General features: G+C 64.8%; 10 protein-coding genes and 1 pseudogene. 8 read left to right on the forward strand and 3 right to left on the reverse strand.

Going from position 1 to position 10,404, the window contains the following annotated elements; genetic code table 11:
• Positions 1-142 precede the first annotated feature (142 nt).
• A complete protein-coding gene (locus tag GWG65_RS39665) occupies positions 143-445 on the reverse strand; it encodes a DUF736 domain-containing protein (protein WP_275200835.1) in 303 nt (100 codons plus the stop codon).
• Positions 446-835: 390 nt separating this feature from the next.
• Between GWG65_RS39665 and GWG65_RS39670 the strand changes: the two genes are divergently transcribed.
• From GWG65_RS39670 to GWG65_RS39685, 4 genes are all read left to right on the forward strand, one after another.
• Positions 836-2,062 (forward strand): tyrosine-type recombinase/integrase, encoded by a 1,227-nt coding sequence (locus GWG65_RS39670; protein ID WP_275200836.1) that lies wholly within the window; start codon positions 836-838, stop codon positions 2,060-2,062.
• Complete coding sequence (locus GWG65_RS39675) at positions 2,056-2,970, forward strand: tyrosine-type recombinase/integrase (protein WP_275200837.1); 915 nt, start codon at positions 2,056-2,058, stop codon at positions 2,968-2,970. Before GWG65_RS39670 ends, GWG65_RS39675 begins: the two co-directional genes overlap by 7 nt.
• Positions 2,967-3,974 (forward strand): tyrosine-type recombinase/integrase, encoded by a 1,008-nt coding sequence (locus GWG65_RS39680; protein ID WP_275200838.1) that lies wholly within the window; start codon positions 2,967-2,969, stop codon positions 3,972-3,974. Before GWG65_RS39675 ends, GWG65_RS39680 begins: the two co-directional genes overlap by 4 nt.
• Positions 3,975-4,457: 483 nt before the next feature.
• Complete coding sequence (locus tag GWG65_RS39685) at positions 4,458-4,754, forward strand: DUF736 domain-containing protein (protein WP_275200839.1); 297 nt, start codon at positions 4,458-4,460, stop codon at positions 4,752-4,754.
• Between the two features lie 140 nt (positions 4,755-4,894).
• Here the strand turns inward: GWG65_RS39685 and GWG65_RS39690 are convergent.
• Together GWG65_RS39690 and GWG65_RS39695 are read right to left on the reverse strand one after the other, a co-directional pair.
• Positions 4,895-5,050, reverse strand: a pseudogene (locus GWG65_RS39690) (DUF736 family protein); the annotation flags it as partial.
• Between the two features lie 568 nt (positions 5,051-5,618).
• On the reverse strand, positions 5,619-5,921 hold the full coding sequence (locus GWG65_RS39695) for a DUF736 domain-containing protein (protein ID WP_275200835.1): 303 nt from the start codon (positions 5,919-5,921) through the stop codon (positions 5,619-5,621).
• Between the two features lie 390 nt (positions 5,922-6,311).
• Between GWG65_RS39695 and GWG65_RS39700 the strand changes: the two genes are divergently transcribed.
• The 4 genes from GWG65_RS39700 (at position 6,312) to GWG65_RS39715 (ending at position 10,230) form a co-directional block, all read left to right on the forward strand.
• The gene (locus GWG65_RS39700; RefSeq protein ID WP_275200836.1) at positions 6,312-7,538 is read left to right on the forward strand and encodes a tyrosine-type recombinase/integrase; all 1,227 of its coding nucleotides are present in this window, start codon (positions 6,312-6,314) and stop codon (positions 7,536-7,538) included.
• Entirely contained in the window at positions 7,532-8,446 is a 915-nt protein-coding gene (locus GWG65_RS39705; protein WP_275200837.1) for a tyrosine-type recombinase/integrase, read from the forward strand. The genes GWG65_RS39700 and GWG65_RS39705 overlap by 7 nt, the downstream gene beginning before the upstream one ends.
• Positions 8,443-9,450, forward strand: a complete 1,008-nt coding sequence (locus GWG65_RS39710) for a tyrosine-type recombinase/integrase (protein WP_275200840.1) — start codon at positions 8,443-8,445, stop codon at positions 9,448-9,450. Before GWG65_RS39705 ends, GWG65_RS39710 begins: the two co-directional genes overlap by 4 nt.
• Positions 9,451-9,933: 483 nt before the next feature.
• Positions 9,934-10,230 (forward strand): DUF736 domain-containing protein, encoded by a 297-nt coding sequence (locus GWG65_RS39715; RefSeq protein WP_275200839.1) that lies wholly within the window; start codon positions 9,934-9,936, stop codon positions 10,228-10,230.
• The last annotated feature ends 174 nt before the right edge of the window (positions 10,231-10,404 follow it).

The following is a 10,404-nucleotide window of genomic DNA, read 5'->3' on the forward strand; positions in this document are numbered from 1 at the left end:
TCGATTATGCGTAGCGCGGGATTATGCGGAGTCGTTGGCTGGTAGCCGCGGTTTTCCCGGGCTTTTGCCGCTGTGTCGCTCCGCATAATGACGGGGCGCTGTCCGCGGCGCCTCGCGTGTTTGCGAGACGCCGCGTTGTGGGTCAGCGCGACCAGATCAGCGCACACTCCCCATCATCGCCTTCGAAGAGGTTGGCGAAGATGGGCGCCGGGAAGGACGGATCGTCGAGCTTGACCGAGTGGTAGGAGCGGTTGTCCTTCGAGGTCCGGCGCCAGGCGGCACCGATCTCGACGCCTGATACGATCACGCGCAGGTCTGGCGCCTTGTCGCTGGTGGAGGCGGGATCGCTGGGGACGATGCGCGCCTTGGCATCGATCGCGAGCGTCTTGATGGTGCCGGTGTAGGTGCCATCGTTGCTGCGGGTGAACGAACCGATCTGGGACATGGTGGATCTCCTGTGCTGTGTTCAAGCCCGCGACCATCGCGGCCTTGTGGCGATCGAAAGCCCCGGGACGGCCGACCCGCACCGTCACGCCGCAGCGCATGCGAAGGACGGCGTGCGGCGATCTTGTTGCTGCGCGAGGAGCGGCGCAGCCGCGGGGAAGAAGATCGCCGGCACGCTGTTGCGGGGAACAGGCCGGGTCGCAGACCGCATCTCGGGGCAGATCCGCCCAGCAAGGCCCGTCGGTCGCAGGGCATCACGGCACGCCCGGAGAACCATCCGGCTCCAATCGGACACGCACGGCACGAGCGCGCCCAACACAACCGCTGACTGACGTTCCGAACAGCAACTACCTCGACCATAGTCCAGCCTCCACATGCAGAAGGGGGCGACATGCCAACAGGTGTCTATGTCCGTCAGAACGCGGTCTGGGACCGATTGAAGGCGGGAATGGCGGCAGACCACGCGGCCGACTTTGCTCAATGGCTCCGCGGGCGCCGATACACGCCACTTACCATCGTCGAGAGGACACGGCTGCTTGCGAGCTGGACGCACTGGGCGCGCGGGGAAGGCTACACGCTCCCTTCGATCCGTGAGGCGCATGCGGCCTCATTCGCCTTGATCGAAGCGGGACATCGGCCGCGCTTCCGCGGCGACCTCAACAAGGACGCGGTCGAGTGCGCCAAGCTGTTCATCGCCTACCTTGAGGATCAGGGCGTGATGACGCGATTACCGACCAAATCGGCGGCGCCACTGGTTCTCGAATTTGCGGCTTGGGCCGGCGAGCAGCGCGGCCTGGCTGAAACGACGCTCGCCGCGTATCTTGGGACGATTACTCCCTTCGTCGATGCGCTGGGGGATATCCCGACGGCCTACGACGCCGTGACGATCCGGGCATACATGATCGGACGTGCGAAGGCCGTATCGGTCGAGCGCATGAAGGGCATATCGGTCGGCATCCGCGCGTTCCTGCGCTTCCTGATCGCGACAGGACGATGTCCGCCTGGGCTCGACCACGCCATGCCGAATGTTGCGGGATGGCGGCTGGCATCGATCCCGCGCTTCCTGCCTGATGCCGATATCGCGCGGATCATCGGTGCGTGCGACGGGGAGCGGCGCCTGCGCGACCGAGCCATCATCCTGCTGTTGGTCCGGCTCGGGCTTCGGGCAAGCGAGGTGGCGCGGCTCAGCTTCGACGATATCGACTGGCGCCAGGGCAGCATCCGCCTGTGCGGCAAAGGCCGGCGCGAGGAACTGCTGCCGCTCACCCAGGAGATCGGCGACGCGCTGCTCGCCTACATCGAACGCGGACGGCCGGCACTGGCCATACCGTCCCTGTTCATCACCGAATATGCGCCGCTGCGGCCAATCGACCGCATCACGGTCAAATGCCTGGTCAAGCGTGCGCTCAAGCGCGCGGGCGTCGAGAGCCGTTACAAGGGTGCGCATATCCTGCGCCACTCGGCGGCTACGGCGATGCTCCGCCACGGCGTCAGCCTGCCAGGCGTGAGCATGGTGCTGCGCCACCGATCGCAGGCGATGACGGCGCATTACGCCAAGGTCGATATCGCGCTGCTGGCGGCCATCGCGCAGCCCTGGCCGGGGAGGTCGCCATGCTGATCGATGATGTTGATCGCTACATCGAGCTGCGCCGCTCGCTCGGCTTCAAGCTCGCAAAGACGGCCCGACACCTCACCGCGTTCGCGCGTTATGCGGTCGACCGGGGCGATACTCACGTTCGCCGCGAGACCGCGATCGCCTGGGCGGCGGCCGTCTCGTCGACCCCGCGCAGTCACCAGCGGCGGCTTCAGGAGATCGCGCTCTTTAGCCGCTTCCTCTACGCGGAGGATCGCGAGCATGAAGTGCCGCATCATCCCCGCAGCCCTGCAACACGTCCTGCGCCTTATATCTACACGCCAGAGGAACTGGCGCGCATGCTCGACGCTGCGGGCAATCTGCGGCGCCAGAAGCCCAGCCCGCTCAGGCGCCACGTCTATGTGATGCTGGTCGGGCTGCTGGCGTCGACGGGTCTGCGGATCTCCGAGGCTCTGAACCTGAGGTTAGACGATCTACTGCCCGACGGCGTGCTGCACATCCGCCTGACTAAGTTCAACAAGAGCCGGCTCGTGCCGATGCACCCCAGCGTGGTCGAGGCGCTGAGGGCCTATCTTGCGATACGGCGGCGGTTCGCCGGGATGGATGACCATGTGTTCCTGTCCGTGGATGCCAAGCCGATGTCGCTTCGGACCGCCCAGAGCAACTTCAATGTGATCCTGCGCAAGGCTGACGTCGGTCAGAATCGGTCGCGACGTCCGCGTATCCATGATCTGCGCCACACCTTCGCGACGCGCGTGCTGGAGCAATGCGCGACGCGTCGTGATGACGTTGCGCGCGACTTCGTCGCTCTCGCCACCTATCTCGGCCATGCGGACATCCGGCATACCTACTGGTATCTGGAAGCCACGCCGGACCTCATGGCCGATATTGCCGGTGCTGCCGAGGCGCTGATCGCCGGGGAAGTCGCATGACGCCGATCGCCCCGCTCATCACCAGCTTCATGCGCGAGCACATGCCACAGCAGCGTGGCTACAGTCCGCACTCCTGCGAGACCTATGCGTACAGCTTCCAGCTGTTGTTCGCATTCGCTGCCCAGCGCCTGCACACGCGCCCCTCTCTGCTCCAGCTCGAGCAGATCGATGCAGACATGGTGGTCGCGTTCCTGCATCACATCGAACATGACCGCGGCAATAGTCCGGCGACTCGCAACCTGCGGCTCGCCGCGATCAAGTCGTTCATGCGCTACGTCGAGCTGCGGCATCCCAGCGCCTTGGAGCAGGTCGCCCAGATCAATGCGATCCCAGGCAAGCGTCATGACCAGAAGCTCATCCGCCATCTGACTATGGACGAGATCCGCGCCGTGCTCAATGCTCCCGACACGACGACACGCCTCGGACTACGAGATCGTGCGATGTTGCATCTGTGCTTCGCCGGCGGCCTGCGCGTCTCCGAGTTGGTCGGCCTCACCCTGGAAAACGTCACGCTGCAACCGAGGCCAAGCATCCTGGTGTTCGGCAAGGGCCGACGCGAACGCAGCCTTCCGCTCTGGAAGGAAACCGCTCGCGACCTGCGCGCTTGGCTATCAGTGCGAGGAAAGCCGCCGGCGACAGAGCTGTTCGTCAACGCCCAAGGGATGGCAATGACCCGCGCCGGCTTTGAGTATATCCTCGAAAAGCACGCAAAGGCCGCCGCGGCTCGATGCCCGACCCTGAGCGGCCGCACGCTATCGCCACACCTTCTGCGGCACAGTTGTGCGGTCCTGATGTTGCAGGCCACACGCGACATCCGTAAGGTCGCGCTCTGGCTTGGCCACGCCGATATCCGCACCACGGAGGTTTATCTCCGCATGGATCCCTCGGAAAAGCTGGAGGCGGTGGAAGCGGTCATTCCGCCGGCGCTGCGCCGTGGACGGTTCAAGGCACCAGACGCGCTGATTGCCTCGCTGTTGGAGAAAGCACCTCTGCCTTCAGGGTGAGAGGCGTCGGGCAGCCGATCGTTACGACGAAATACCTTTGATGCGCTGTGACGTCGCGGCATCACCGCGCCGTTCCGCACGAGCAATCGAGCGCTTCTCCATTAGGTTGGGATCGGCGAAGCAAAGTGCTGTGGCTCAATCGCGCTTGCCGTGATGGTGTCGCCGTCGCGGCGGTGGCGAGGCCTTTGAGCCGTTGCTCTCCTGTCGGGCTGTTTGGCCCACGTCCATACCGGCCTTTTGCTGGCGGATCACGCGCCACAATACGCTCACTGCGCTCGCCGACCTTTACCCGCAATGGCTTGTTCGCGATCTTCTTCCCCTGCCGCCAAGCGGCGGCATTCCTCGCGAGGCAACAAGATCGCTCAGCCCGCCATCCTCCGCTGCGCTGCGGGCCAGAGGCTGCGGGCCGGTCGTTGCGGCGCTCAGAGATCGCCATCAAGGCCGCGATGGTCGCGGGCTTGGGAACAGCAACAGGAGATTACCATGGCTCAGATTGGCACCTTCACCCGCGCCGAAGACGGCTCATACACCGGCACCATCAAGACGCTCTCGCTCAACTTCAAGGCGCGCTTCCTTCCTGCCGAACCCTCCGAGAACGAGAAGGCTCCGAACCTGCGCGTGGTGGTCGGCAATGTCGAGATAGGTGCCGCGTGGCAGCGGACCTCCAAGGACAACACCGTCTACCACTCGGTCAAGCTCGACGACCCGTCCTTCCCGGCGCCGATCTATGCCAACCTCGTCGCGGTCGATGACGGCTACGCGCTGGTCTGGTCGCGCTGACCCGCGCCGCTGCGGCGCCTCACCTCGTGCGAGGCGCCGCGGCTTCTCTCCACGGGATTATGCGGAGCGGCGCAGCCACAAAAGCCCGGGAAAGCCCCGGCTATCAGCCAACGACTCCGCATAATCCCGCGCTACGCATAATCCGCGCGTCCCACGTAGACCCGATGGCTAGGCGCGTTGTCGTTGGAGCGATTGGTCTCTGCGACGATGCGGACGCCCTTGGCTTGCAGGCTCAGAGTGATGATCTCGCCCTGGAAATCGTTGCCGACCTTCTTGAAGGAACCGATGTTAGCCATGTCACTTCTCCTGTTGTGTTTCGAGCCCGCGACCACCGCGGCCTCGATGGCGATCTGGAGGCCGAAGACGATCGGCGACGCACCCGCTCGCGGGCCGGAGCGCAGCGGAGGACGCCGTTGGAGCGACTTTCTTGCCTCGCGAGGAATGGGCGCAAGCCCAGGGGAAGAAAGTCGCTCCAACGGCGTTGCGGCTCAGACGATCGAGGCGCAGCCGGTCTTCGGCCAGATCAAGCCATCAAAGAGGCCACGTGGTCTGCGTGCTGAACCGCGATCTTGAGGAGAAGACTGGCGAATCTCGGTTGTGCTGAACAAGAGGTCGGCACGGTTCGGCGCAGAAAGAGAAACAATCTGCCGCAAAGGGCGGTATCGTCCCGCAAGGAATGATCGAGCGCGGCGCGCCGCCCCACCGCAGCTATGTGGGCCAGACAGATTATGCGTAGCGCGGGATTATGCGGAGTCGTTGGCTGGTAGCCGCGGTTTTCCCGGGCTTTTGCCGCTGTGTCGCTCCGCATAATGACGGGGCGCTGTCCGCGGCGCCTCGCGTGTTTGCGAGACGCCGCGTTGTGGGTCAGCGCGACCAGATCAGCGCACACTCCCCATCATCGCCTTCGAAGAGGTTGGCGAAGATGGGCGCCGGGAAGGACGGATCGTCGAGCTTGACCGAGTGGTAGGAGCGGTTGTCCTTCGAGGTCCGGCGCCAGGCGGCACCGATCTCGACGCCTGATACGATCACGCGCAGGTCTGGCGCCTTGTCGCTGGTGGAGGCGGGATCGCTGGGGACGATGCGCGCCTTGGCATCGATCGCGAGCGTCTTGATGGTGCCGGTGTAGGTGCCATCGTTGCTGCGGGTGAACGAACCGATCTGGGACATGGTGGATCTCCTGTGCTGTGTTCAAGCCCGCGACCATCGCGGCCTTGTGGCGATCGAAAGCCCCGGGACGGCCGACCCGCACCGTCACGCCGCAGCGCATGCGAAGGACGGCGTGCGGCGATCTTGTTGCTGCGCGAGGAGCGGCGCAGCCGCGGGGAAGAAGATCGCCGGCACGCTGTTGCGGGGAACAGGCCGGGTCGCAGACCGCATCTCGGGGCAGATCCGCCCAGCAAGGCCCGTCGGTCGCAGGGCATCACGGCACGCCCGGAGAACCATCCGGCTCCAATCGGACACGCACGGCACGAGCGCGCCCAACACAACCGCTGACTGACGTTCCGAACAGCAACTACCTCGACCATAGTCCAGCCTCCACATGCAGAAGGGGGCGACATGCCAACAGGTGTCTATGTCCGTCAGAACGCGGTCTGGGACCGATTGAAGGCGGGAATGGCGGCAGACCACGCGGCCGACTTTGCTCAATGGCTCCGCGGGCGCCGATACACGCCACTTACCATCGTCGAGAGGACACGGCTGCTTGCGAGCTGGACGCACTGGGCGCGCGGGGAAGGCTACACGCTCCCTTCGATCCGTGAGGCGCATGCGGCCTCATTCGCCTTGATCGAAGCGGGACATCGGCCGCGCTTCCGCGGCGACCTCAACAAGGACGCGGTCGAGTGCGCCAAGCTGTTCATCGCCTACCTTGAGGATCAGGGCGTGATGACGCGATTACCGACCAAATCGGCGGCGCCACTGGTTCTCGAATTTGCGGCTTGGGCCGGCGAGCAGCGCGGCCTGGCTGAAACGACGCTCGCCGCGTATCTTGGGACGATTACTCCCTTCGTCGATGCGCTGGGGGATATCCCGACGGCCTACGACGCCGTGACGATCCGGGCATACATGATCGGACGTGCGAAGGCCGTATCGGTCGAGCGCATGAAGGGCATATCGGTCGGCATCCGCGCGTTCCTGCGCTTCCTGATCGCGACAGGACGATGTCCGCCTGGGCTCGACCACGCCATGCCGAATGTTGCGGGATGGCGGCTGGCATCGATCCCGCGCTTCCTGCCTGATGCCGATATCGCGCGGATCATCGGTGCGTGCGACGGGGAGCGGCGCCTGCGCGACCGAGCCATCATCCTGCTGTTGGTCCGGCTCGGGCTTCGGGCAAGCGAGGTGGCGCGGCTCAGCTTCGACGATATCGACTGGCGCCAGGGCAGCATCCGCCTGTGCGGCAAAGGCCGGCGCGAGGAACTGCTGCCGCTCACCCAGGAGATCGGCGACGCGCTGCTCGCCTACATCGAACGCGGACGGCCGGCACTGGCCATACCGTCCCTGTTCATCACCGAATATGCGCCGCTGCGGCCAATCGACCGCATCACGGTCAAATGCCTGGTCAAGCGTGCGCTCAAGCGCGCGGGCGTCGAGAGCCGTTACAAGGGTGCGCATATCCTGCGCCACTCGGCGGCTACGGCGATGCTCCGCCACGGCGTCAGCCTGCCAGGCGTGAGCATGGTGCTGCGCCACCGATCGCAGGCGATGACGGCGCATTACGCCAAGGTCGATATCGCGCTGCTGGCGGCCATCGCGCAGCCCTGGCCGGGGAGGTCGCCATGCTGATCGATGATGTTGATCGCTACATCGAGCTGCGCCGCTCGCTCGGCTTCAAGCTCGCAAAGACGGCCCGACACCTCACCGCGTTCGCGCGTTATGCGGTCGACCGGGGCGATACTCACGTTCGCCGCGAGACCGCGATCGCCTGGGCGGCGGCCGTCTCGTCGACCCCGCGCAGTCACCAGCGGCGGCTTCAGGAGATCGCGCTCTTTAGCCGCTTCCTCTACGCGGAGGATCGCGAGCATGAAGTGCCGCATCATCCCCGCAGCCCTGCAACACGTCCTGCGCCTTATATCTACACGCCAGAGGAACTGGCGCGCATGCTCGACGCTGCGGGCAATCTGCGGCGCCAGAAGCCCAGCCCGCTCAGGCGCCACGTCTATGTGATGCTGGTCGGGCTGCTGGCGTCGACGGGTCTGCGGATCTCCGAGGCTCTGAACCTGAGGTTAGACGATCTACTGCCCGACGGCGTGCTGCACATCCGCCTGACTAAGTTCAACAAGAGCCGGCTCGTGCCGATGCACCCCAGCGTGGTCGAGGCGCTGAGGGCCTATCTTGCGATACGGCGGCGGTTCGCCGGGATGGATGACCATGTGTTCCTGTCCGTGGATGCCAAGCCGATGTCGCTTCGGACCGCCCAGAGCAACTTCAATGTGATCCTGCGCAAGGCTGACGTCGGTCAGAATCGGTCGCGACGTCCGCGTATCCATGATCTGCGCCACACCTTCGCGACGCGCGTGCTGGAGCAATGCGCGACGCGTCGTGATGACGTTGCGCGCGACTTCGTCGCTCTCGCCACCTATCTCGGCCATGCGGACATCCGGCATACCTACTGGTATCTGGAAGCCACGCCGGACCTCATGGCCGATATTGCCGGTGCTGCCGAGGCGCTGATCGCCGGGGAAGTCGCATGACGCCGATCGCCCCGCTCATCACCAGCTTCATGCGCGAGCACATGCCACAGCAGCGTGGCTACAGTCCGCACTCCTGCGAGACCTATGCGTACAGCTTCCAGCTGTTGTTCGCATTCGCTGCCCAGCGCCTGCACACGCGCCCCTCTCTGCTCCAGCTCGAGCAGATCGATGCAGACATGGTGGTCGCGTTCCTGCATCACATCGAACATGACCGCGGCAATAGTCCGGCGACTCGCAACCTGCGGCTCGCCGCGATCAAGTCGTTCATGCGCTACGTCGAGCTGCGGCATCCCAGCGCCTTGGAGCAGGTCGCCCAGATCAATGCGATCCCAGGCAAGCGTCATGACCAGAAGCTCATCCGCCATCTGACTATGGACGAGATCCGCGCCGTGCTCAATGCTCCCGACACGACGACACGCCTCGGACTACGAGATCGTGCGATGTTGCATCTGTGCTTCGCCGGCGGCCTGCGCGTCTCCGAGTTGGTCGGCCTCACCCTGGAAAACGTCACGCTGCAACCGAGGCCAAGCATCCTGGTGTTCGGCAAGGGCCGACGCGAACGCAGCCTTCCGCTCTGGAAGGAAACCGCTCGCGACCTGCGCGCTTGGCTATCAGTGCGAGGAAAGCCGCCGGCGACAGAGCTGTTCGTCAACGCCCAAGGGATGGCAATGACCCGCGCCGGCTTTGAGTATATCCTCGAAAAGCACGCAAAGGCCGCCGCGGCTCGATGCCCGACCCTGAGCGGCCGCACGCTATCGCCACACCTTCTGCGGCACAGTTGTGCGGTCCTGATGTTGCAGGCCACAGGCGACATCCGTAAGGTCGCGCTCTGGCTTGGCCACGCCGATATCCGCACCACGGAGGTTTATCTCCGCATGGATCCCTCGGAAAAGCTGGAGGCGGTGGAAGCGGTCATTCCGCCGGCGCTGCGCCGTGGACGGTTCAAGGCACCAGACGCGCTGATTGCCTCGCTGTTGGAGAAAGCACCTCTGCCTTCAGGGTGAGAGGCGTCGGGCAGCCGATCGTTACGACGAAATACCTTTGATGCGCTGTGACGTCGCGGCATCACCGCGCCGTTCCGCACGAGCAATCGAGCGCTTCTCCATTAGGTTGGGATCGGCGAAGCAAAGTGCTGTGGCTCAATCGCGCTTGCCGTGATGGTGTCGCCGTCGCGGCGGTGGCGAGGCCTTTGAGCCGTTGCTCTCCTGTCGGGCTGTTTGGCCCACGTCCATACCGGCCTTTTGCTGGCGGATCACGCGCCACAATACGCTCACTGCGCTCGCCGACCTTTACCCGCAATGGCTTGTTCGCGATCTTCTTCCCCTGCCGCCAAGCGGCGGCATTCCTCGCGAGGCAACAAGATCGCTCAGCCCGCCATCCTCCGCTGCGCTGCGGGCCAGAGGCTGCGGGCCGGTCGTTGCGGCGCTCAGAGATCGCCATCAAGGCCGCGATGGTCGCGGGCTTGGGAACAGCAACAGGAGATTACCATGGCTCAGATTGGCACCTTCACCCGCGCCGAAGACGGCTCATACACCGGCACCATCAAGACGCTCTCGCTCAACTTCAAGGCGCGCTTCCTTCCTGCCGAACCCTCCGAGAACGAGAAGGCTCCGAACCTGCGCGTGGTGGTCGGCAATGTCGAGATAGGTGCCGCGTGGCAGCGGACCTCCAAGGACAACACCGTCTACCACTCGGTCAAGCTCGACGACCCGTCCTTCCCGGCGCCGATCTATGCCAACCTCGTCGCGGTCGATGACGGCTACGCGCTGGTCTGGTCGCGCTGACCCGCGCCGCTGCGGCGCCTCACCTCGTGCGAGGCGCCGCGGCTTCTCTCCACGGGATTATGCGGAGCGGCGCAGCCACAAAAGCCCGGGAAAGCCCCGGCTATCAGCCAACGACTCCGCATAATCCCGCGCTACGCATAATCCGCGTTATGCGGTGCACCGCATAACGTCGAG

This window comes from Bradyrhizobium sp. CSA207 (assembly GCF_029051685.1).
Classification (GTDB): Bacteria; Pseudomonadota; Alphaproteobacteria; order Rhizobiales; family Xanthobacteraceae; genus Bradyrhizobium.

Bases quoted from the DNA above. Each gene is read 5' to 3' on its own strand.
- GWG65_RS39665 (WP_275200835.1), bottom strand. From the start codon at position 445: ATGTCCCAGATCGGTTCGTTCACCCGCAGCAACGATGGCACCTACACC.
- GWG65_RS39670 (WP_275200836.1), top strand. From the start codon at position 836: ATGCCAACAGGTGTCTATGTCCGTCAGAACGCGGTCTGGGACCGATTG.
- GWG65_RS39675 (WP_275200837.1), top strand. From the start codon at position 2,056: ATGCTGATCGATGATGTTGATCGCTACATCGAGCTGCGCCGCTCGCTC.
- GWG65_RS39680 (WP_275200838.1), top strand. From the start codon at position 2,967: ATGACGCCGATCGCCCCGCTCATCACCAGCTTCATGCGCGAGCACATG.
- GWG65_RS39685 (WP_275200839.1), top strand. From the start codon at position 4,458: ATGGCTCAGATTGGCACCTTCACCCGCGCCGAAGACGGCTCATACACC.
- GWG65_RS39695 (WP_275200835.1), bottom strand. From the start codon at position 5,921: ATGTCCCAGATCGGTTCGTTCACCCGCAGCAACGATGGCACCTACACC.
- GWG65_RS39700 (WP_275200836.1), top strand. From the start codon at position 6,312: ATGCCAACAGGTGTCTATGTCCGTCAGAACGCGGTCTGGGACCGATTG.
- GWG65_RS39705 (WP_275200837.1), top strand. From the start codon at position 7,532: ATGCTGATCGATGATGTTGATCGCTACATCGAGCTGCGCCGCTCGCTC.
- GWG65_RS39710 (WP_275200840.1), top strand. From the start codon at position 8,443: ATGACGCCGATCGCCCCGCTCATCACCAGCTTCATGCGCGAGCACATG.
- GWG65_RS39715 (WP_275200839.1), top strand. From the start codon at position 9,934: ATGGCTCAGATTGGCACCTTCACCCGCGCCGAAGACGGCTCATACACC.